The organism is Amycolatopsis sp. NPDC043887 (assembly GCF_056435665.1).
Genome location: NZ_JBWKEB010000001.1, coordinates 886,131 through 904,253 on the forward strand (window position 1 = coordinate 886,131; position 18,123 = coordinate 904,253).

Sequence of the window (18,123 nt, forward strand, 5' to 3'; positions counted from 1 at the left end):
ACGAGGAGTACAGCGGTGGCGCAAGGCACTGTGAAGTGGTTCAACGCGGAGAAGGGCTTCGGCTTCATCGCGCAGGATGGCGGCGAGGGCGACGTCTTCGTTCACTACTCGGAGATCGAGGGTCGCGGGTTCCGCACGCTCGAGGAGAACCAGCGAGTGGAGTTCGAGGTCGGTCAGGGCCAGAAGGGCCCGCAGGCCCAGAAGGTCCGCGCGATCTGAGTCCGCCCTTCAGGCGTTGCTCAGACTGATCAGAAAAGCCCCCGGCGATCGCCGGGGGCTTTTCTCTTGCCTGAAGGCTTCTTCTGTTGTGCTGTTCCGTTCCGGGGGACCGGGGTCAGCGGGGGACGGGCTGCTCCCACGCGTTGGCGTCGAAGCGGAATTCGTCGGTGTGGGCTTCCTCGTGGCGGCGCTGCTGGGCCGAGTTGGCCTGCGATTCCCACGAGAGGCGCTCGAGGATCCATTCCTGCGCCAGCGCCTGCGGCGACAGGTTGCGCTCGGCGGCGGCGTCCTTGAGCTGTTCGCAGGCGATGAGGTTCATGCGCAGCTGGAACACCTGCGCTTCACCGAAGCGCTTGCCGGTGCCGGTGCTTTCCGGGTCGTTCTCAGGGGCGAGGGCACGAAGGTAGCTGGTGAGCTCCGTGTCTTCGACGACCGCTTCGGCCTCCTTGGAGGCGGAGTTGCGGTGACGACCGGGGTTGACCGGCTTCAGGTTCGTGCGGCTGCCGCTACGACGGCTCAGGGAAGGAAGGGGCACCGGGCCACGATAACGGTTCGGTCTCGGCAAACCAACCACAGTGAGCCACGACACACCCATTATTTTGTCTCGAATGGCCCAACCCCGACAGGAAACCCTTTTCCCATGATCACAACCCGCAACCGGCGAGGGGAAAGATCATGGGACCGGTCCTGGGCTGCCAACCGCCGCCGCAAGGAACCTGGGGCCTGGGGGTGGCCCCCAGAAAACGGAGCGACCCCCGCGCCAGGGGGAGGAACGCGGGGGTCGGAGGGGATCTCCACAGGCGCTGACCGGGGGTGTGTCAGCAAATCGATTGTTGCACGGTTTGCTGAGAAGGGCGAGTGGGCGCGGGCAGAATTCCGGGCAGGGCGCCACCTGTGGTTCGCCTGGGGTTCATGTGGCGCGGCCGCATGCGCGATCGCTCTGCGTTGTGCGGAGCGTGGCGACAGGTTCACTCTCCGGGGGGCTGTGTGTCGCGGCCGGCTCTGGCTAGCCTCGCGGCCAAGCTGTTCGTTGGCCGTCTGGAGGAACCATGGGTGGGTCTGTGGAAGTTCGACAGTTCCTCCTTCGGTACGAAGGTGCCGATGGGGGAAGCTCGACGACGTTGGCCGGTGGTCTGCCGGCGCAGCGCACGGGTCAGGGGGACGCGCAGCGCGTGTCCGACGACCAGGTGCGCCGTGCCCGGCTGGCGGTGGCCAATGGGGCGTTGGGTGTCGATGACTGTGTCCAGCTGCTGGACATGCTGGGGTTGACGCTGGACGAGGACGGGCAGGCGCCCGTCCAGCGCTGAGTTCGTTCACGGGGCCCGGCCGCGCGGGGGTGTGCCGCGCGGCCGGGCTTCGTTTCAGGTCCGGGCGGCGGCTCGGGCCTGATATCCTGAACTCGCCGCGTTCTCGCAGGTCCCAGCCCTGTGAACAACTAAGGGACCCCCTGTGCGGAAGCGGAAACGGGGGTGTCCTATAGTTATGTTCGCTCCCGGGGACACCGGAGAGCGCGGGTCGGTCGGTTCGCCGAAACCGAACCGGGCTCCCATCGTCCAGCGGCCTAGGACTCCGCCCTTTCAAGGCGGCAACGCGGGTTCGAATCCCGTTGGGAGTACGCAGTACAGTTACACCGCAGTATGCAAGGCCCTGTGGCGCAGTTGGTTAGCGCGTCGCCCTGTCACGGCGAAGGTCGCGGGTTCGAGTCCCGTCAGGGTCGCAAGATCGTTCGGCTCCTTGCCGGCGTTCCCGGCCAGGTAGCTCAGTTGGTACGAGCGTCCGCCTGAAAAGCGGAAGGTCGCCGGTTCGACCCCGGCCCTGGCCACCGCTCAACGAACCGCCTCGATGCACATCGAGGCGGTTTTTTCATGCCTGGGGCCGGATCCACGGCCCCGCGCGGTGGCGTCCGATGTCGCAGGAGCATCGGGCGCCACCGCGCGGTGCGGGCTTGGCGTTCTACTTACCGGTCTGCTGCTTGACCCAGTCGGAGAACGCGGTCACGTCGGTGTAGATGCCCGGCATCTCCGGGCAGCTCGCGGTCTGACCGCGGCTGGTGGCGCCGACCAGCGTCCACTTGTCACCCGACTTCACGACGGCAGGGCCGCCCGAGTCGCCGTAGCAGGCGCTCGCCTTGCCGCCCTGGTTGTCCATGCACAGCTCGGTCTGCGCGTCGTAGGCGCCGGAGCCGGAGCACCCGGAGTCTTCGGCGATCTTGGTGTCGAGCTGCTGGAGCACCACAGGGGCGGAACCGCAGCCGCGCGTGGGGCAGGTCAGCCCCCAGCCGATCTCCCGCACGTCGGTACCCGCCGCCGGCGACTGGCCGATCTCGATCGGCGCCGCCTCCGCCGGCTTGGTCAGGTGCACCAGGGCGATGTCGTACGGGCCGGAGCCGTCGTACTTCTCGTGGACCACGAACTTGTCCACCTCGGCGACCTCGCCGCCCTTGGTGTGGTCGGTGGTGTTGAGGCGGTACTGCCAGTTGGCGGGCTGCTCACCCTCGACGCAGTGCGCGGCGGTCACCAGCCACTCCGGTGAGATCAGGGACGCGCCGCAGTTGTGGTCACCGCTCTTGGTCTGCATGGACGCCATGAAGCTGTAGGTCTCGGTCGCGTCCACACCGCCCACGATCAGCGGCTGAACGCCCGAGGGCGGTTCGGCGGCGGAAGCCGGCATCGCCAACCCGAGCACGGCGGCCGCTCCGGTCAGCAGACCGGCGACGAGGGTACGAGTCCTCATCTGCTTTCTCCTTCCACGCCGGTGTGTTTCACCGGCTCACTCCGGAAGGGTGGCCAATCGTCACTCGTCCGTGAACTGACGAAAGTCGGGGGCCGTTGCCAGTTACCAGTTGGGGTAACGGTTTTCCGCGGCCAAGATCGACCTTGACTTCAAGTAAGGTCGAGGTGTCAATCTCGAAGCATGACAATCGCACCTGAGCAGGTCGACGAATGGACCGTCGACACCCTCGACCTCGACGCGTACCTCGGCCGGATCGGCCAGGACCGCGCGAAGCCCTCCGCCGCCGCGTTGCGTGAGCTGGCGAAGGCGCACGTCCTGGCCGTCCCGTTCGAGAATGTCGACGTCGTTTTGGGGCAGCACAAGGGAATCGCGCTCGAAGACGTGATCGGCAAACTCGTCCACCGCCATCGTGGCGGCTACTGCTACGAGCACGGAAGCCTGTTCGCGGCGGCCGCGGAGCAGCTCGGCTACCCCGTACGCCGCCTGGTCGCGCGGGTGCAGCCGCAGAAGAACGGGCCGTACACGCATATGACGCTCGTGGTCGAGGCGGACGGCGTCCCGCATCTGGTCGACGTCGGATTCGGCGCCGGGATGCTGGTGCCGATGCCGCTGGCCGATGGCGCCGTGGTGGATCAGGCGGGCTGGCCGCACCGGCTCGTCGCCGACGGCGACTGGTGGCGCCTGCAGAAAAAGGAGGGCGACGACTGGACCGACCTGCACGCCTTCACACTCACACCGATGCACCGGATCGACTACGAGGTCTACCACCACTACACGTCGACGCATCCGCGGTCGCCGTTCACTGGGCAGCTGGTGGTCATGCGGCTGGAGGAAGGACTCAGCCGCAAACTGGTCGGTGAGGAGTTCATCGTCGAACGCCCGGACGGGACCAAGGAGACCACCACGGTCCCGCCCGAGCGGCTCGACGCGACACTGCGCGAGCTGGACGTCGTCCTCACCGAGGACGAGCTCGCGAAACTGCTGACGATCTATCCGGGCTGAGGCTCAGAGTTCGAATTCGGCGCGTTTGTCCTCGGGGACGAGGTCCTCGTACTCACGGTGCTTCGCGATGAACGAGCGCACGTACGGGCAGTAGGGCAGGACGGATCTGCCCTGCGACCGGACGTCGTCGAGCGCCGCGGTCACGAGCTTGCCGGCGAGACCCTGTCCCGCGAAGTCGTCCGAGATCTCGGTGTGCAGGAACAGGATCGCGTCCGGGCGGGTGCGGGTTTCCAGGAACCCGGCGATCTTCCCGTCCACGACGATGTCGTAGCGGTCTTTTCCGGCTTTGATCTCGACACTCATCCCACGGCTCCGAAAAGTTCGTCCGGCGGCGCGGGGCGACCGAGATGGAAGCCCTGCGCCTGGTCACAGCGCAGCTCACGCAGGATCGTGAGCTGCTTATCGTCTTCGACACCTTCGGCGACGACGATCAGGTCGACGGCGTGCGCCATCGCGATGATGCTCTTGACGATCGCCGCCGCGTCGCGCGATTCCGCGATACCGGTGACGAAGGTGCGGTCGATCTTGAGCGTATCCAAGGGGAGCCGTTGCAGCTGGGCGAGCGACGAGTAGCCGGTGCCGAAGTCGTCGATCGCCAGTGAGACACCGAGATCGCGCAACGACATCAGGACTTCGGCGGCCGCGGCCTGGTCTCGCATCAGCGCGCTCTCGGTGACCTCCAGGGTCAGCGCGTGCGGCGGGAGCCCGGTGGTCTTCAGCGCGTCCTGCACCCCGGCGACCAGATGCGGGTCGTCCAGCTGGCGGGCCGAGAGGTTCACCTTGAGGTTGAGGTCGATGCCGAGTTGCTCGCGCCGTCTGGCGATCTCGCGGGTGGTGGTGCGCAGGACGTACTTGCCGATCAGGTTGATCAGGTCGCTTTCCTCGGCCAGCGGGATGAACTCGGCGGGCGAGACGCTGCCGTGCGCCGGATGTTTCCAGCGCAGCAACGCCTCCACGGCGACCATCTCGCCGGATTCGATGTCCACGACCGGCTGGTACGCCGTCCAGAGTTCCTCGTTCTGCAGGGCGTCGCGCAGGTCCTGCTCCATGCGCAGCCGCCGTTGCATCCGCTCGCGCAGCTCGACGTCGAAGAACTCGTAGCGCGCCCGGCCGAGCGTTTTCGCTTGGTACATCGCGACATCCGCGTCGCGCAGGAGATCTTCGGCGGTCCGGGTGTCGTCGTTTGCGGCGGTGACGATGCCGATGCTGGCGTCGATGTGCAGCTGCCTGCCGTTGACGGTGATCGGTTCGGTCAGCGCTTCGCGCAGATGCTCGGCCAGCGCCTTGATCTCGTGCGGCTCGGTGATCTCCGCGGTCACGACGACGAATTCGTCGCCGCCGAGCCTGCCGACGAGATCGTTCTCTCCGATCCCCCGCCGCAGCCGTTCGCCCGCGATGCGGAGCACCTTGTCCCCGACCGAATGCCCGAGGGAATCGTTGATCACCTTGAACTTGTCGAGATCGATGAACAGCAGTGTGGTCAGCTCGGCGCGGCCCGCGCCGGACAGCGCCTCGGCGAGGCTGTCGAGCACCAGCGTCCGGTTCGCGAGTTCGGTGAGCGGGTCGTGCGTCGCCTCGTGGGCGAGCCGTTCGCCGATGGCGCGGCGTTCGGTGATGTCGGTGAACGAGGCGACCACCGCCTGGGCCGACGGGTCTTCCGGCGGCAGCAGCCGCGAGGTCAGCGAGATCCAGACGTCGTCGCCGGCGGGCCTGCGCAGCCGCAGCACGAGACCGGTCAGCGTGACCCCGGTGCGCCGGGTGATCACCGACGGCATCCGGGCGGGCGGGATCCGGCCCTGTTCGTCGTACAGCTCCAGCGTCACGCACGGGACGCCGATGAGGTCGTCGTGGTCGACGCCGATGATCCGGCACGCCGCCGGGTTGGCCGATTCGATGAGGCCGCCGGGGCCGATCACGACCACGCCTTCGTCGAGGGACGCGACCACCGTGCTGTAGTGCTGTTCGGCGCGCCGCCGGGCCGTTTCGTCGGCGCAGACCAGGACGAACCCGTCGTTCATCTCCGCGGCCGAGATGCGGATGGCCAAGGTCGAACCGTTGCGATGGCGGTGGGTCGTCTGCATGACGCCGCCCCTGCGCAGCACCGTTTCCGGATCCAGCTCGGCGCCGACGAGATCGCTGACCGTGCCGCCGATCGCCTCTCCGGCCGTCCAGCCGTAGACGTTCTCGGCGGCGGGGTTCCAGCTGGTCACCACGCCGGTGCCGCTGGTCGCGATGATCGCGTCGCTGACGTGGCTGATCAGTGCGGCCTGGTAGCGCAGGGTCGCTTCGGCGGCCTTCTGCGCGCTGATGTCGCGCATGATGACCTGGAACGCGGGCCTGCCCTCCCAGGTCGTGCGCACCGAAATGCTCTGGACCAGGTACTTCATGCCGTCGAGGCGGAGCATGACGGTGTCGGCGGGGTCGGTCGACGCGCCTTGGCGGTGAAGCGACGCGATCCTGTCCAGCAGGGCCGGGAGCGACTCGTCGGCGACGAAGTCCATGATCGGCCGCCCGATCAGCTCGGCGGTCGAAGACGCTCCGAGCGCGGTGACGGCCGCCCGGTTGACGTACGTGACAACGCCGGCTTCGTGGACACAGACCGCGTCCGGGCTGAGTTCCACCAAAAGCCGGTAACGGTCAGTGAGATCTTCGAGGGCTTGCCGGTTCTCGCGGACGTCGGTCACGTCGGTGGCGATGCCGAGCAGGCCCGTCGAGCCGTTGTCGTCACCGATCGTGCGCGCACGCAGCCGGACCCAGCGGACCTCGCCCGCCGGGTTCAGGAACGACTGCTCGAGTTCGAACTCACGCCACGGCGGGGAAGTGCGGGTGCCGGAGGTCAGCGGGGCCACCAGATCGGCGAGCCTGGACTCTATCTCGGCTTCGGTGAGGACGCCTCCGCCCAGCAGGTTCTCGAGTCCTGGCAGCCAGGACAGGGTCTCGTGCTCGAAGTCGTACGACCAGATGGCGGCGTGGTCGCCCGCGAGGCCGAGATCGCCGACCGGCCCGTTTCCGAGCGGGGCGCCTGCCGGGCGACCGGAATTACCGGCTCCGGGCACGGCGAGGGCGTCAGCCTCCATGATCCGTCCGAACCCCCTCTTCCGGTGCTGGCACCGTCGATTACACCACCCGCGGGGGACGCTGTATACGCGAACCGAAGGTCCGTCACCGCCGATATGAGCGGAAGCGGATGAATACACGCTGTGTGACTGGCCTACGCTGGCGTGTTCCATCGGGTGAATAATTTTTGGTTAACTTCACCCATTCGGCGGTGAGTTGCGGTAAAACTACTCTTCGCTCGTTCCCGGTGCGAAAGGTTTCAGCTGGTGGATGACGACGACGTTTCGGTCGCCGACCTGCTTATTCGCGAGGGCTGGGACGACCACGAGGAGTCACGGGCAAAGTCACGCTGGAGAGTTATCGCGGTGGTGATCGCCGTGGTCGTCGCCTGCGGCGCGGCCGCTGTTCTCGTCGGGTTCGATGCGGACCCCGAACCGAATGCGGCGCCGAACCAGATGAGCGTCATCGAGATGCCGAAGCGGCCTTCGGAAAACGGGGGAGCGGGCGCGACGTCGGCGGTCCCGTCCACCGAGACGGTCGAAACCGGCGTCGGGGAGCCTTCGTCGCGCCCCAGCCGGACGACGTCCAGCCGCCGCACGTCGAGTTCGGCCGCGTCGACGTCCGACTCCCCGGATCCCACCACGCCGACGTCATCGAACGGGCCCGCCGATCCGCCGAGGACGACCGGGTCCACCGTCGTTCCGCAGCCGCCCAACCCGACGCCGCCGCCGCCCTCGACGACGCCGACCGAAGAGTGCAACCTGTGGCCGAAGTGGCTGTTCTGCTAGGGCGCTCGCAGTAGATCCGGCTCCCGGCGTTTGCCGAGGTGGTTGAACAACAGGTTGAGGGTGAAGGCGACGATCGCGGCGACCGTGATCGGGCTGCCGCAGATGGTCTGAAGCCACGCCGGGAAGTGCTGGAAGAAGATCGAGTTCCCGAACCGGTTCGTGGCGAACGCGGGCAGCAGCCCGACCCCGACCGACACCGCGACGATGAAAGTGTTGTGGTTGCCCGAGAACTCCACCTTCTTCAGGTTCTGCACGCCGACCGCGGCGACCATCGCGAACATGACCACCGCGACCGCGCCGATCACCGGCTCCGGTACGGCCGCGACGAAGGCGCCGACCTTCGGCACCAGGCCCATCAGCACGAGCAGGCCACCCGCCATCGCGACCACCCATCGGCTGCGCACCCCGGTCATCTGCACGAGGCCGACGTTCTGCGCGAAAGCGGTGTCCGGGAACGAGTTCATCGTGCCGCCGAGGATGGCCGAGAGGCCGTCGGTGGCGAGACCCCGCGCGAGGTCGGAGTCCGTCGCCGGCCGTCCGGTGATCTCGCCGACGGCGACCAGGTCCGCGGTGGATTCGGTGTAGGTCACCAGCATCACGACGCACATCGAGAGCACGGCCGCGATCGGGAAGGTCGGCGGGCCGAAGTGGAACGGTGACGCGAGGCCGAACCAGCCGGCGTCGGCGATGCCCTTGAAGCTCACCAAGCCCATCGGGATGGCCGCGACCAGGCCGATCAACAGCGCCAGCAGTGGGCCGATCTGGCTCGCGAACCCGCGCAGGACCCGGGTGAACAGGACGATCACCGCGATCACGCCGAACGCGAGCGCGATGTTGGCGGGCTTCGCGTAGTCCGGTGAACCGGTGTCGTGTCCGGCGATCAGGCCGACGCCCGGGCCGATGAGCGAAATGCCGATGACCATGAGCAGCGTGCCCGAGACGAGCGGCGGGAAGAATCGGATCATCTTCGCGAACGGTTTCGCGATGAGCAGGCCGAAGACACCCGACGCGATCATCGCGCCGTAGACGGCTTGCATGCCGTACTGGGACGCGATCATGATCATCGGGTTGACCACGGTGAACGTCGCGCCCGCCACCACCGGCAACCGGATGCCGAAGATCTTCCCGATCCCGACCGCCTGTATCAGCGTCGCGATGCCCGCGACCAGCAGATCCGCGTTGACCAGCAACGCGATCGTCGCCGCGTCCAGGTTCAGCGCGCTGCCCACGACGAGCGGGACGGCCACCGAGCCCGCGTACATGATCGTCATGTGCTGCAGTCCGAGCAAGGTCAGCTTCGGCAGCGGCGGGCAGGCGTCGACCGGGTGGACCTCTGGCCTGCTCATGGAGCCCCTTCTCAGTGCGGGAACAAGCAGTGGACTCGCCGGGCATGACCGTAGCGCGTCCGCCGCGTGAGGATCATGTTGCGAAGGGGCGGTGTTGAATGGACATCGGGTACAACGGAAGGAGCGCCGATGGAGACCGTCCTCGTCGTAGGGGCCGGGCAGAGCGGGTTCGGAGTGGCGACCTCGCTGCGGGACAAGGGGTTCGACGGCCGGGTGGTGCTGATCGGTGACGAACCCGGCCTCCCGTATCAGCGGCCTCCGCTTTCGAAGGGCTACCTCGCCGGGACCGCGGGCGACGCCCAGTTGCGTTTGCGGCCCGAGGACTTCTTCGCGGAGAAGGACATCGAGCTGATCCCCGGCCGTGTCGCATCGGTGGATCGCGATGACACGAAGGTGGTACTCGAGGACGGGAGTGCCCATGAGTACGACCATCTCGTCCTCGCGACGGGCGCGGACAACCGTGTCCTGCCGGTTCCCGGTTCCACTTTGGACGGTGTGTTCACCCTGCGCACCAAGGACGACGCCGATGTGTTGCGTGCCGCGCTGGAAAGCGCGGAGAACGTGGTGGTGGTCGGAGGCGGGTTCATCGGGCTCGAATTCGCCGCGCACGCCGGACGGCCCGTGACGATCGTGGAGGCGCAGGACAGGCTGCTGGCCCGTGTCGCGACTCCCGAGGTCTCGGCGTACTTCGCGGCTCTGCACGAAGGGGCCGGGCACACCATCCTGCTCGGCACGGGGGTCGCCGCGTTGCACGGTGACGGCAGGGTGGCCGAGGTGGAACTGAGCGACGGCAGCCGTCTGCTCGCCGACCTGGTGCTGGTCGGGGTCGGGGTGGTGCCGCGGACACGACTGGCCGAAGAGGCGGGGCTCGCCGTGGCGAACGGTGTCGTCGTCGACGAGCACCTGCGCACGAGCGACCCGAAGATCTCGGCGGTGGGGGACTGCGCGAACTTCCCGTGTGTCCAGGCGGGGACGGCGACCCGGCTGGAGTCGGTGCAGAACGCCGTCGACCAGGCGCGGGCCGTCGCGGCCGTCATCGTCGGCGAACCCGCGCCCTACGAGAGCCTGCCGTGGTTCTGGACCGACCAGCTCGGCGCGAAACTGCAGATCGCCGGGCTGTTGACCGGCGCGGACAAGACCGTCGTGACCGGGGATCGGGAGGGCGGGAAGTTCTCGGTGCTGTCGTTCCGCGACGGCGTGCTCGTCGGGGTCGAGTCGGTGAACCGGCCGCCGGACCACATCGCCGCGCGCCGCCTGTTCGCCGCGGATCCGGAACCACGGTTCGAGACGCTGGAGGCCGACGGCTTCGACCTCAAGGCCACCTTTGCGTCAACCCGTGGTTGACGATGGCTGATCGTCAACCTAAAGTTGACGATATGACGAATCCGGTCCGGCTCGACGACCTCATCTCCCATATCAAGCAGCAGCATCCCGACGGAGACGTGCTCGGCCAGTTGTCCGACGCGGTCTTCCTCGGCGAGCACCTCGGCGAAGTGGCCGACCATCTGATCGGTCACTTCGTCGACCAGGCACGACGTTCCGGCGCGTCCTGGACCGAAATCGGCAAGAACATGGGTGTGTCCAAGCAGGCAGCCCAGAAGCGCTTCGTCGACTCCAGCGGCTCTTCGCTGGAAGACCTGGTGAAGGTGTTCAGCCGCTACACCGATCGCGCGCGGCACGTCGTCGTCGCGTCACGGGACGCGGCGGTCTCGGCGAGGAGCCCGCAGATCGAGCCCGTGCATCTGGTTCTCGGTCTGCTCTCGGAACCGGCCGCGCTCGCCGCCGGGGCGATCGTGGCACAGAACGTGACTCTCGAGGCCGTCCGTGAGGCCGCGGAGGCCAGGCTGCCGGAACCCGCCGACGAACCGGCGGAGGCGGCGAAGATGGCGTTCGGCGCGCAGGCCAAGAAGGCGCTGGAACTGACCATGCGGGAGTCGCTGCGGCTCGGGCACAACTACATCGGCACCGAGCACATCCTGCTGGCTCTGTTCGAACTCGGCGACGACCTGCTGACCGGGCTCGGGCTCACGAAGGAGAAGACCGAGGCGGTGATTTCGCGGGCGCTGGCGGAGATAGTCGCGGCGCGCGGGGAATGACGCGGATCGCGCTCACCGTCCTGGTGTTCGTCGCCCTTGTCCTGTTGGCCGCGTGATGGCCCCCTGGCAGTCGGGGGCCATCACGGGACTCTGTCAGGCCGAGGCCTCGGGGCGGCCGTCGGCTGCCCAGGCGGTGTGGAACGAACCTTCGCGGTCGACGCGGCGGTACGTGTGGGCACCGAAGTAGTCCCGCTGCCCCTGCACCAGCGCGGCGGGGAGCCGCTCCGCGCGCAGACCGTCGTAGTAGGCGAGCGCGGTCGAGAAGCCCGGGGTCGGGATGCCGAGCCGCACCGCCGTGGAGATCACCGAACGCCAAGAGTCCTGGGCGTCCTCGACGGCCTTGCGGAAGCCACCTGAAGTCAGCAGCGTCGGCAGCGCGGGCTCTTCGGCGTACGCGGCCGTGATGTCGTTCAGGAACTTCGCGCGGATGATGCAGCCCCCGCGCCAGATCGACGCGACCTTGCCGAGATCGATGTCCCAGCCGTATTCGGCACCGCCCGCCTGGATCTGGTTGAAGCCCTGGGCGTACGCCACCACCTTCGACGCGTACAGCGCCTGCTCGACGTCGTCCGCGAAGGTGTCCAGAGCGGACCCCGTCAGCGGAGCGCGCGCGGGACCACCGAGTCCGCGGGAGGCCTCGCGCAGGTTCGACGAGCCGGACAGCGAACGCGCGAAGACGGCTTCGGCGATGCCGCTGATCGGCACGCCCAGGTCCAGTCCGATTTGGACGGTCCAGCGGCCGGTGCCCTTCTGCTCCGCCTGGTCCGCCACGATGTCGACGAACGGTTTGCCGGAGGCGGCGTCGGTGTGGGCCAGTACCTGCGAGGTGATCTCGATCAGGTACGAGTCCAGCCGCCCCGCGTTCCAGGTGCGGAACACCTCGGAGATCTCGGCCGGGGAGTAGCCGCCGGCGCCGCGCAGGAGATCGAACGACTCGGCGATCAGCTGCATGTCGGCGTACTCGATGCCGTTGTGCACCATCTTCACGAAATGCCCGGCGCCGTCCGCGCCCACGTGCGTGCAGCACGGTTCGCCGTCGACCTTCGCCGAGATGTCCTCGAACAGCGGCCCGAGCGACTGGTACGACTCCTTGGACCCGCCCGGCATGATGCTCGGCCCGTGCAGCGCGCCCTCCTCGCCGCCGGACACACCGGTGCCGACGAAGTGGATGCCCTTCTCGCGCAGCGCGGCCTCGCGGCGACGGGTGTCCGCGAAGTGCGCGTTGCCCGCGTCGACGATCACGTCGCCCTTCTCGAGGAGCGGGACGAACTCGTCGATCACGGCGTCCGTCGGCGCACCTGCCTTGACCATGATCACGACCTGGCGCGGCCGCTCCAGCGCGTCGACGAACTCCTGCGCCGAATACGCCGGGATGAAGTCGCCTTCGTCGCCGAACTGCTCGACCAGTTCCTTCGTCCGCTGCTCGGAACGGTTGTGCAGGGCCACCGTGTGCCCGTGCCTCGCGAGGTTCCTGGCCAGGTTGCGGCCCATGACCGCCAGGCCGGTGACCCCGATGCTCGCCTTCTTGCTCATCCGCACCCTTCCGCTTCGATTCCCGTGCCGAGCCTATCCCCGTCGAGGGATACGGCGCCGGGGCGAGAAGGGATCAACCGGGAGTTGTCCACAACCGGGCCTGGCTGTGGACAACTCGCCTTACGCGCCCCGGCCCGCCCCCTCTCGCCGGTACGCTGGGTTCGGGGTCGCCCCCCAGGGACGGGTGGGGGCTGCGTGTGGGGCTTTCAAGACATCGGGTGCGGGTGCCCTGGGGAGGGCACGGGTGCCGGGAGGGTTGCACTGTGGCTTTCGCAACAGCGGCGGCACCGTCAGCGGACAGGCAGCGGGGCCGTCAGGAGAAGCACCGGATCGGGGCGCCGTTGAAGGTGACCATGTCCGCCAGCGCGGCACCCAGGTCGATCGGCGCGCCCCACTCGAGACCGTCCAGTTCGGCATACGCCCGGTGCAGGTTCGCCGGCAGCCGCTCCTGTTCGGACAGTGCCGCGTAGGGCCCCAGATCCGCATCGCGAGCGGCCTGAAGCGGTGTCAACCCGGCGGCCTTCCCGTACGAAGCGAGTTTTTGCAGGAAGCCCAGGTATCCGTCGACGACGTCGATCGCTTCGGGGCCGCACACCGGCCCGTGGCCCGGCACGATCGTCTCCGGTTCCAGCTCGCGAACCAGGTCCAGCGCCTTCCGCCAACCGGCCGGTGAGCCCATCAAAGCGAACGGACTGCCGCCGTTGAAGATCAGGTCGCCGACGAACAGCACCCGCCGTTCCGGCAGCCAGACGAGGACGTCGTTGGTGGTGTGCGCGGCATGTCCGGGGTGGATCAGCTCCAGCCGGACGTCGCCGGCGTGCACGGTCAGCCGGTCGTCGAACAGCACCTCGGGCGGCCGCAGCTCCAGATGGCCCCAGTCGTTGCCGGTGAACGAGTTCTCGTAGGTGTTGATCCCGGTCGCGACCATCACTTCGCGCGTCTTCCGGTGCCCGACGATCGTTGCGCCGGTCGCCAGGTGGTTGCCGTTCGTATGGTCGCCGTGGTGATGCGTGTTGACCACGGTGGTCACCGGCGCCCCGCCCACCGACTCCGCCGTCGCCAGCAGCGCCCTGGTACGCCGTTCGGTGGAACAGGTGTCGATCACCACCGTGTGATCGCCCGCGGCGACGATCCCGCAGTTGTTGATCCACCACGAGCCGTCCGGCTGGACGTACCCGAAGACACCATCGGTGACTTGCCTGGCGAAGGGGGATTGGTCCACTCGGTCACTATGCCCGACCGGCGTGCCCGAAATGTGACGAGATCGATCCGCCACCAGGGTGACGTACCAGGTGACTGGTGTTTTCGGGCGTTTCCTGGAACGCTGCGCAATGTCATCATCGAACCCCTCAAGGTGAAGTACCCTGGGTGGGTTCGAGTATTCGCGCGCAGGACCGCGGGCAGCCGCGGTCCTGGTTATGTGGTCCGGGAGAGCAAGGCGATGGCCAGCACCGTCACCTCGCGCCGGAAGCAGCTCGGGAACGAGCTCCGGCATGCCCGCAACGCCGCGCGGATGACACAGCAGCAGGTCGCCGAGGTTCTCGGCTGCACCCAGGGCAAGGTCAACAAGATCGAGTCCGGTGCCGTCGGGGTCAAGCTCGGGGATGTGCGATCCATGCTGAACGCGTTCGGGATCAACGGCGACGAGGCCGACACGTTGATGAACCTGGCCCGCGCCGCGGCCGGGCAGCGCGGCCACTGGTCCGGCTACCGATCCGTGGTGCCGCACTGGTTCCGCACCTTCACCGACCTCGAACCCGCGGCCGCGGAGATCCTCACCTGGCACGGCGAGCGCATCCCCGGCCCGTTGCAGTCCGAGCACTACATGCTCAAGCAGTTCACCGAAGCGGGCGCCACCGACGTGACCTCACTGGTCCGCAACCGGCTGGACCGCAAGGCCGTCTTCGAACAGCAGCAGCCGCCCTACTACCGGTTCATCATCAGCGAAGGCGCCTTGCGCCGCGCTCCCGGCGGCTCCGCCCCGGCGGTGATGCTGGATCAGGTCGAGCATCTGCTGGCGCTGGACAGGCATCCGCGCGTGTATGTGCACGTGTTGCCGTTCGGCGCGCGGCTCGCCGCGGTGCCCAACGACTTCACCATCATGCGTTTTCCCGATCGCACCAGGGATTTCGTCTACATCGAACATTCCGCGGGCGGCTTGTACCTCGACGACGTCAAGGACTTCAACATCTTCGTCGACTCTTGGGACCGGCTGCGCGGCGCCGCGCTGGAGCGTCAGGAGACCCGGCAGTTCCTCAAGGAACTCGCCGAGCTGTACAGAACCCAGATGCAATCCTGAGATGGACCCGCGATTCCTGCCCGACGGCGTGGATCTCGAGCGGCCCAACGCCGCCCGGATCTACGACTGGGCGCTCGGCGGAACCGCGAACTGGGCGGTGGACAGGGAATTCGGCGAACAGCTGGTCAAGACCTTCCCGCTCATCCGCTCGCTCGCCAGGGCCAACCGCGCCTTCCTCGGCCGCGCGGTGCGGCATTGCGCCGAGCACGGGGTGAACCAGTTCCTCGACCTCGGGTCCGGCGTGCCGACGGTCGGCAACGTCCACGAGATCGCCGACGACGTCGACGGCGACAGCCGGTGCGTGTACGTCGACAACGAACCGGTCGCCGTGGCGCACGCCAGGATCCTGCTGGAGAAGAACGGGAATCCCGCCAGGCACGCGGTGCTCGGCGGCGACCTGCGCGACGCGGACGACATCTGGGAACGCGCCATCGACACCGGCGTGCTCGATCCGGCGGAACCGGTGGCCCTGCTCACCGTCGCGGTCCTGCATTTCGTGCCGGACCCCGGGCTCCCCGACGTCATCGCGCGATACCGGCGCCTGCTGCCCGCGGGCTCCTTCTATGTCCTGTCCCACGTCACTATGTCCGGCGTGGAAGGTGACGAGCTGGACCAGGTCCAGCGCGTCGTGAAGCAGTACGAGCAGTCGAGCACGCCCGCGTCCTTTCGCGACAAGGGAGAGATCCTCGGTTTCTTCGGCGATTTCGACCTCGTGGCACCGGGTCTGGTCCCGGTCGGCGCATGGCGGCTGGACGACCCCCACTCGCCTGCGCTTAACTGCGCCATCGGCGGGGTCGCCCGCAAACCCGGTTTCTGACGAGGTGTGACGGTATGACGACGCAGCAGGACCCCGAAGTTCCCGAAGGTGTCGATCTCGAACGGCCCAACGTGGCCAGGGTGTACGACTGGTTCCTCGGCGGTTCGGCCAACTGGGCCATCGACCGCGAGTTCGGCACGCAGGTGCTGAAGCAGTTCCCGGAGGTCAAGACGTTCGCCCGCGTCGGCCGCGACTTCCTCGGCCGCGGCGTGGGTTACCTGGCCCGTCAGGGGATCACGCAGTTCCTCGACATCGGCTCAGGCGTGCCCACCGTCGGCAACGTCCACCAGATCGCGAGCGCGATCAACCCCGATTCGCGGGTCGTGTACGTGGACATCGAGCCGGTCGCCGTCGCGCATTCCCAGCTGCTGCTGGAACGGGAGGGGTTGCTCGGGCGGCACGCGGTCCTGCAGGGCGACGTGCGGGATCCCGCCGACATCTGGAAACGCGCCCTCGAGACCGGGGTGATCGACCCGCGGCAGCCGATCGGGCTGGTGCTGGTCGGCCTGCTGTACTTCCTCGGCCCGGAGGAGCCCGTGCACGAGATGGTCCAGCGGTACCTCGATTTCCTGCCGTCGGGTTCGTACTTCCTGTCCTCGCATCTGACCGAGGACGGCGTCACCCGCAAGGAAGGCGACAACCGGGAGAACGTCCAGGAGCTGTACAAGAAGACGAGCGCGCCGTTCCATCTGCGGTCCCGCGCGGAATTCGCCGCGTTCTTCGACGGGCTGGAGATGGTGGAGCCGGGCATCGACTGGATGGCCACCTGGCATCTCGACGAAGCGGATTCCCGGGCGAGCGACCGGTTCGCGGACGACCCGACCTTCACCGGCGGACTCGGCGGGCTGGGCCGCAAGCCCTGAGTGTCTGTAGGTGAACCCGCGTCCGCGATCGACGTCGGCAGGACGTGACCTGGTCTTTCAGGTTACGAAGGTGGTGAAGGGCGCCCTGCCACCGCGATAGCGGGGCCTTCGGCCGGGCGGGTTCACGTCTATGGCCACTTTCCGGACGAAACCTCAGCTCCGCCAACAGGCCCTGAGCGGTCAGGCCCGGCCGGTCAGATGCCCGATCAGGGGCGTCAGCTCGAACTGACCTTCGAGCGGCCGGCCGGTCCTGATCAGGTCCCGGTGCGCGCCGGGCGCGTCGACTTCGGAGTTCCACGGCGGCTGTTTGCGCAGCGGGGCCTGGATGAGGCTGAACCCGAACCGCTGACGCAGTTCGAGCCCGATGGTGCGGTGGTGCTTCGCCGAGGCCAGGCGTTCGTCCTCACGGCGGAACAGCAGCGTGGTGAGACGGACGGCCATGGCGGTCACACCCCCCGGCTCGGACGCGGCAACCGCGCCTGGTCGGCCGAACCGGCGAGGCCGAGGCAACGCTCACAGGGCATCCCCGAACCGACGGGTACCCATTCCAAGTGGTCGTACGGCATCGCGGCGCCGCAGCGGGCGTGCAGGAACTCGGGGTGCGAACCCCCGGTGTGCAAATCGAAGAGATGCGCGGAGCGGCGGCTTTCGCCCGCCGTCCCGGCCATGAGCCTGCCGACGGCGAGTACCGTCGCCGGCATGGTGTCCTGAATGATCACGCTGATCCTCCCCCACGAGGTCGGCGGTGGGTGGTCATGCGCCGCGGGGTGGGTGTCCCCGCCGGTCACCTGCCGTCGGTGGCCTGCCGGAACGGCGAAACTCCCTGCTGACGCACCCGGTGACGTCCGTCGCCGGGATGTCCGCGTACTGCGAGCGAATCACCAACAACCGAGCCCCGGCCGCTGCGATTAATCCTACTCCTGGAATAATCTTCATGTCGAGGGTGGGCGGAGTTGATCACCCACTTGGCCGTGCGGGATAGTCCCGTTGAGGCAGGGAGAAGCCGGGACAGTGACGGTTCGCGCAGGTCGCGGCCCGCACCCCCGACCGACGTTCGGAGGTACGACCAATGGCCGATTATCCATCGGCGGCGGATTACGATCCGACCACGGCCGTGTCGCTGTTCGACGACTCCGCGTGGGAGAAATCCTTCGCGAGTGAGCCCAACGGGGGGAACTGCGTCGAGGTCAACCTCGCCCACGAAGGCCTGGTGGGGGTCCGTGACACCAAGCTGGCCAATAGTCCCGTCTTCGTCTTCGATTCCGGTGAGTGGAACGCCTTCCTCGAGGCGGTCAAGGCCGGACAGTTCGATTTGAGCCCATGACGAAAGGCTCGCGTGCCCATCGGGACACGCGAGCCATCCGACCTTC

The 18,123-nt window shown here is 67.8% G+C and carries 19 protein-coding genes and 3 tRNA genes; 13 read left to right on the forward strand and 9 right to left on the reverse strand.

Features of this window, described 5'->3' with window-relative positions; translation table 11 throughout:
* Window positions 1-15: 15 nt before the first annotated feature.
* A complete protein-coding gene (locus AC069H_RS04335) occupies window positions 16-219 on the forward strand; it encodes a cold-shock protein (RefSeq protein ID WP_003097368.1) in 204 nt (67 codons plus the stop codon).
* A gap of 115 nt (window positions 220-334) precedes the next feature.
* On the opposite strand, the gene AC069H_RS04340 is transcribed toward AC069H_RS04335, so the two are convergent.
* Window positions 335-754, reverse strand: coding sequence for a hypothetical protein (locus AC069H_RS04340; protein WP_034310430.1), 420 nt, complete (start codon window positions 752-754; stop codon window positions 335-337).
* A 514-nt stretch (window positions 755-1,268) separates the two neighbouring features.
* On the opposite strand from AC069H_RS04340, the gene AC069H_RS04345 reads away from it, so the two are divergent.
* The 4 genes from AC069H_RS04345 (at window position 1,269) to AC069H_RS04360 (ending at window position 2,041) form a co-directional block, all read left to right on the forward strand.
* A complete protein-coding gene (locus AC069H_RS04345) occupies window positions 1,269-1,526 on the forward strand; it encodes a hypothetical protein (protein ID WP_020633070.1) in 258 nt (85 codons plus the stop codon).
* A gap of 235 nt (window positions 1,527-1,761) precedes the next feature.
* Window positions 1,762-1,834: transfer RNA gene (locus AC069H_RS04350), tRNA-Glu, on the forward strand.
* Between the two features lie 28 nt (window positions 1,835-1,862).
* Window positions 1,863-1,936, forward strand: a tRNA-Asp gene (locus AC069H_RS04355).
* A gap of 31 nt (window positions 1,937-1,967) precedes the next feature.
* Window positions 1,968-2,041 (forward strand) — tRNA-Phe (locus AC069H_RS04360).
* Window positions 2,042-2,172: 131 nt separating this feature from the next.
* On the opposite strand, the gene AC069H_RS04365 is transcribed toward AC069H_RS04360, so the two are convergent.
* The gene (locus AC069H_RS04365; protein WP_478223584.1) at window positions 2,173-2,952 is read right to left on the reverse strand and encodes a S1 family peptidase; all 780 of its coding nucleotides are present in this window, start codon (window positions 2,950-2,952) and stop codon (window positions 2,173-2,175) included.
* 180 nt (window positions 2,953-3,132) lie between these two features.
* Here AC069H_RS04365 and AC069H_RS04370 point away from each other — a divergent pair, with 180 nt between their 5' ends.
* A complete protein-coding gene (locus AC069H_RS04370; protein ID WP_478231324.1) occupies window positions 3,133-3,954 on the forward strand; it encodes an arylamine N-acetyltransferase family protein in 822 nt (273 codons plus the stop codon).
* 3 nt (window positions 3,955-3,957) lie between these two features.
* Here AC069H_RS04370 and AC069H_RS04375 read toward each other — a convergent pair whose 3' ends face one another.
* Together AC069H_RS04375 and AC069H_RS04380 are read right to left on the reverse strand one after the other, a co-directional pair.
* Window positions 3,958-4,257 (reverse strand): GNAT family N-acetyltransferase, encoded by a 300-nt coding sequence (locus tag AC069H_RS04375; RefSeq protein ID WP_478223582.1) that lies wholly within the window; start codon window positions 4,255-4,257, stop codon window positions 3,958-3,960.
* The gene (locus AC069H_RS04380) at window positions 4,254-7,031 is read right to left on the reverse strand and encodes a sensor domain-containing protein (RefSeq protein WP_478231325.1); all 2,778 of its coding nucleotides are present in this window, start codon (window positions 7,029-7,031) and stop codon (window positions 4,254-4,256) included. The genes AC069H_RS04375 and AC069H_RS04380 overlap by 4 nt, the downstream gene beginning before the upstream one ends.
* Before the next feature lie 246 nt (window positions 7,032-7,277).
* On the opposite strand from AC069H_RS04380, the gene AC069H_RS04385 reads away from it, so the two are divergent.
* Window positions 7,278-7,799 carry a serine/threonine protein kinase gene (locus AC069H_RS04385; RefSeq protein ID WP_478231326.1) on the forward strand — a complete coding sequence of 174 codons (522 nt, stop codon included), beginning with the start codon at window positions 7,278-7,280 and terminating at the stop codon, window positions 7,797-7,799.
* Here the strand turns inward: AC069H_RS04385 and AC069H_RS04390 are convergent.
* Complete coding sequence (locus AC069H_RS04390) at window positions 7,796-9,145, reverse strand: nucleobase:cation symporter-2 family protein (RefSeq protein WP_478223579.1); 1,350 nt, start codon at window positions 9,143-9,145, stop codon at window positions 7,796-7,798. The genes AC069H_RS04385 and AC069H_RS04390 overlap by 4 nt on opposite strands.
* 129 nt (window positions 9,146-9,274) lie before the next feature.
* Between AC069H_RS04390 and AC069H_RS04395 the strand changes: the two genes are divergently transcribed.
* Both AC069H_RS04395 and AC069H_RS04400 read left to right on the forward strand, forming a co-directional pair.
* Complete coding sequence (locus AC069H_RS04395; RefSeq protein ID WP_478231327.1) at window positions 9,275-10,489, forward strand: NAD(P)/FAD-dependent oxidoreductase; 1,215 nt, start codon at window positions 9,275-9,277, stop codon at window positions 10,487-10,489.
* A 32-nt stretch (window positions 10,490-10,521) separates the two neighbouring features.
* Window positions 10,522-11,241, forward strand: coding sequence for a Clp protease N-terminal domain-containing protein (locus AC069H_RS04400; RefSeq protein ID WP_478231328.1), 720 nt, complete (start codon window positions 10,522-10,524; stop codon window positions 11,239-11,241).
* A gap of 93 nt (window positions 11,242-11,334) precedes the next feature.
* Here AC069H_RS04400 and gndA read toward each other — a convergent pair whose 3' ends face one another.
* Both gndA and AC069H_RS04410 read right to left on the reverse strand, forming a co-directional pair.
* Complete coding sequence (gene gndA, locus AC069H_RS04405; protein ID WP_478231329.1) at window positions 11,335-12,774, reverse strand: NADP-dependent phosphogluconate dehydrogenase; 1,440 nt, start codon at window positions 12,772-12,774, stop codon at window positions 11,335-11,337.
* A 313-nt stretch (window positions 12,775-13,087) separates the two neighbouring features.
* Window positions 13,088-13,996, reverse strand: a complete 909-nt coding sequence (locus tag AC069H_RS04410; RefSeq protein WP_478223575.1) for an MBL fold metallo-hydrolase — start codon at window positions 13,994-13,996, stop codon at window positions 13,088-13,090.
* 219 nt (window positions 13,997-14,215) lie between these two features.
* Here AC069H_RS04410 and AC069H_RS04415 point away from each other — a divergent pair, with 219 nt between their 5' ends.
* From AC069H_RS04415 to AC069H_RS04425, 3 genes are read left to right on the forward strand one after another with little or no spacing between them, the layout of a single operon-like run.
* Window positions 14,216-15,073, forward strand: coding sequence for a helix-turn-helix domain-containing protein (locus AC069H_RS04415; protein WP_478223574.1), 858 nt, complete (start codon window positions 14,216-14,218; stop codon window positions 15,071-15,073).
* A gap of 1 nt (window position 15,074) precedes the next feature.
* Window positions 15,075-15,890, forward strand: a complete 816-nt coding sequence (locus AC069H_RS04420) for an SAM-dependent methyltransferase (protein ID WP_478231330.1) — start codon at window positions 15,075-15,077, stop codon at window positions 15,888-15,890.
* Between the two features lie 14 nt (window positions 15,891-15,904).
* Window positions 15,905-16,753 carry an SAM-dependent methyltransferase gene (locus AC069H_RS04425; protein ID WP_340686807.1) on the forward strand — a complete coding sequence of 283 codons (849 nt, stop codon included), beginning with the start codon at window positions 15,905-15,907 and terminating at the stop codon, window positions 16,751-16,753.
* 180 nt (window positions 16,754-16,933) lie between these two features.
* Here AC069H_RS04425 and AC069H_RS04430 read toward each other — a convergent pair whose 3' ends face one another.
* Together AC069H_RS04430 and AC069H_RS04435 are read right to left on the reverse strand one after the other, a co-directional pair.
* Window positions 16,934-17,194 (reverse strand): hypothetical protein, encoded by a 261-nt coding sequence (locus AC069H_RS04430; protein ID WP_478223572.1) that lies wholly within the window; start codon window positions 17,192-17,194, stop codon window positions 16,934-16,936.
* A 5-nt stretch (window positions 17,195-17,199) separates the two neighbouring features.
* Window positions 17,200-17,472 (reverse strand): hypothetical protein, encoded by a 273-nt coding sequence (locus tag AC069H_RS04435; protein ID WP_034310462.1) that lies wholly within the window; start codon window positions 17,470-17,472, stop codon window positions 17,200-17,202.
* Between the two features lie 350 nt (window positions 17,473-17,822).
* Here AC069H_RS04435 and AC069H_RS04440 point away from each other — a divergent pair, with 350 nt between their 5' ends.
* A complete protein-coding gene (locus AC069H_RS04440; RefSeq protein WP_478231331.1) occupies window positions 17,823-18,077 on the forward strand; it encodes a DUF397 domain-containing protein in 255 nt (84 codons plus the stop codon).
* Window positions 18,078-18,123 lie beyond the last annotated feature (46 nt).

What these genes read in the sequence shown, in the direction of transcription:
- AC069H_RS04415 (WP_478223574.1), top strand. Translation starts at nt 14,216, where the DNA reads ATGGCCAGCACCGTCACCTCGCGCCGGAAGCAGCTCGGGAACGAGCTC.
- AC069H_RS04440 (WP_478231331.1), top strand. Translation starts at nt 17,823, where the DNA reads ATGGCCGATTATCCATCGGCGGCGGATTACGATCCGACCACGGCCGTG.
- gndA (WP_478231329.1), bottom strand. Translation starts at nt 12,774, where the DNA reads ATGAGCAAGAAGGCGAGCATCGGGGTCACCGGCCTGGCGGTCATGGGC.
- AC069H_RS04390 (WP_478223579.1), bottom strand. Translation starts at nt 9,145, where the DNA reads ATGAGCAGGCCAGAGGTCCACCCGGTCGACGCCTGCCCGCCGCTGCCG.
- AC069H_RS04430 (WP_478223572.1), bottom strand. Translation starts at nt 17,194, where the DNA reads ATGGCCGTCCGTCTCACCACGCTGCTGTTCCGCCGTGAGGACGAACGC.
- AC069H_RS04345 (WP_020633070.1), top strand. Translation starts at nt 1,269, where the DNA reads ATGGGTGGGTCTGTGGAAGTTCGACAGTTCCTCCTTCGGTACGAAGGT.
- AC069H_RS04365 (WP_478223584.1), bottom strand. Translation starts at nt 2,952, where the DNA reads ATGAGGACTCGTACCCTCGTCGCCGGTCTGCTGACCGGAGCGGCCGCC.
- AC069H_RS04370 (WP_478231324.1), top strand. Translation starts at nt 3,133, where the DNA reads ATGACAATCGCACCTGAGCAGGTCGACGAATGGACCGTCGACACCCTC.
- AC069H_RS04380 (WP_478231325.1), bottom strand. Translation starts at nt 7,031, where the DNA reads ATGGAGGCTGACGCCCTCGCCGTGCCCGGAGCCGGTAATTCCGGTCGC.
- AC069H_RS04395 (WP_478231327.1), top strand. Translation starts at nt 9,275, where the DNA reads ATGGAGACCGTCCTCGTCGTAGGGGCCGGGCAGAGCGGGTTCGGAGTG.
- AC069H_RS04400 (WP_478231328.1), top strand. Translation starts at nt 10,522, where the DNA reads ATGACGAATCCGGTCCGGCTCGACGACCTCATCTCCCATATCAAGCAG.
- AC069H_RS04420 (WP_478231330.1), top strand. Translation starts at nt 15,075, where the DNA reads ATGGACCCGCGATTCCTGCCCGACGGCGTGGATCTCGAGCGGCCCAAC.
- AC069H_RS04375 (WP_478223582.1), bottom strand. Translation starts at nt 4,257, where the DNA reads ATGAGTGTCGAGATCAAAGCCGGAAAAGACCGCTACGACATCGTCGTG.
- AC069H_RS04425 (WP_340686807.1), top strand. Translation starts at nt 15,905, where the DNA reads ATGACGACGCAGCAGGACCCCGAAGTTCCCGAAGGTGTCGATCTCGAA.